The sequence below is a fragment of the Nitrospirota bacterium genome (genome assembly GCA_040755395.1).
Lineage (GTDB): Bacteria > Nitrospirota > Nitrospiria > Nitrospirales > Nitrospiraceae > DATLZU01.
In genome coordinates, this window is record JBFMAX010000065.1 from 1 (window position 1) to 1,212 (window position 1,212).

Below are 1,212 nucleotides of genomic sequence, written 5' to 3' on the forward strand. Positions count from 1 at the left end.
CAGGGTGCTGAAAAACTACTTCCAATGTTTATACGTATAAGGTATAGTTGATGAACGACATCATCACAGGAGGCATGATGAGAGGCATCAACGATCCGCAAGGCTTTATGTTCAGCTATCTTTCTCCGGAACAGCGTGTTCCAAGGAACCATCCGATCAGGGCAATCAAGGAACAAGCGGATGCTGTTTTGAAGCGCATGACAAGAATATTTGACCGTATGTACAGCAGGGTTGGCCGCCCTTCGATACCACCGGAGCGTTTGTTGAAGGCTCAGATACTGATAGCCCTGTTTTCTGTTCGTTCTGACAGGCAGTTCTGCGAGATGCTCGATTACAATATTCTGTTTCGCTGGTTTTTGGATATGAACATGGAAGAAGCCTCTATTGATGCTACTACGTTTACCAAGAACCGGGACAGACTTTTGGAGCACAAAGTGGCCCATCGTTTTTTTCAAAAGATTGTGCAGCGAGCTCGTCAGGCGGAGTTGTTGAGCGAAGAGCATTTCAGCGTTGACGGTACCCTTATTGAGGCATGGGCCAGCATGAAAAGTTTTCGTCCTAAAGAAGAATCTGAAAAGGATTGTCCCCGGACAGATGATGACCCTGGCAATCCGACTGTAAATTTTCGTGGAGAGAAGCGTCGCAATGATACGCATCAGAGCACGACTGATCCTGAGTGTCGCCTTATGAGAAAAAGTAACGGACAAGAAGCCAAGTTGAGCTATGGCGCTCATGCCCTGATGGAAAACAGAAACGGGCTTTTGGTGGACCTTGCGGTCAGCATTGCCGGCAATCGAGCGGAACGCACCGAGGCTATGACCATGGTTAAGAAACTTAAGCGACGAGACATTCCTGTTAAAACAGTAGGAGCTGACAAGGGATACGACACCAAAGAGTTTGTTAAAGAAATGAGGATTCAAAAGGTTACTCCGCATGTTGCTGCCAATGTTGAGCGGCGGGGCGGCTCTGCGATAGACGGCAGAACTACTCGTCATGAAGGATATAAGGTTAGTCAGAGAATCAGAAAGAAAATTGAAGAAATCTTTGGATGGCTCAAGACAGTCGGAGGACTGAGGAAGAGCCGGTTCCGGGGCAGAGCAAGGACTGAATTGCAGGCATTGCTGGCCGGAGCAGCGTACAACCTTATGCGAATGTCGAGGTTGCTCGCTGCATAAGCCGGGAACAGAGGTCAAAGAGTATGTCAAATGCACC

General features: G+C 48.2%; 1 protein-coding gene. It reads left to right on the forward strand.

The genetic code is table 11. From position 1 onward, the window contains the following. Positions 1-77: 77 nt before the first annotated feature. Positions 78-1,175, forward strand: a complete 1,098-nt coding sequence (locus tag AB1555_20175; protein ID MEW6248996.1) for an IS5 family transposase — start codon at positions 78-80, stop codon at positions 1,173-1,175. Positions 1,176-1,212 lie beyond the last annotated feature (37 nt).